This window comes from Psychrobacter sp. 16-MNA-CIBAN-0192 (assembly GCF_040309565.1).
Lineage (GTDB): Bacteria > Pseudomonadota > Gammaproteobacteria > Pseudomonadales > Moraxellaceae > Psychrobacter.
Genome location: NZ_JBEOOX010000225.1, coordinates 1 through 274 on the forward strand (window position 1 = coordinate 1; position 274 = coordinate 274).

The 274-nt window shown below is 49.6% G+C and carries 1 protein-coding gene; it reads left to right on the forward strand.

The annotated features are described in order from the left end of the window. A partial coding sequence (locus AAEY78_RS13020) for a (2Fe-2S)-binding protein (protein ID WP_352339734.1) occupies positions 1-274 on the forward strand: 274 nt, incomplete at both ends.

Consider the following 274-nt stretch of genomic DNA (forward strand, 5'->3'; position numbering starts at 1 on the left):
GTGCGGTATTGGTTGGTGATACTGAGGATTATAATAACCTATTGCAGCTGTATCTCAATGATATCGACTTGCCCGCTCATCCTGAGAGTTTGATACTACCCAATGTCGAAAAACCGACGATGGGTATAGAAAACCTGCCTGATACGGCAACGATTTGCTCTTGTTATAACGTCACCAAAGGCGCTATCTGCGCTGCAGTCGACAATGGTGCCTACTCGATTGGCGATGTCAAAGCGGTCACTAATGCTGGCACGGGCTGCGGTGGCTGTGCGCC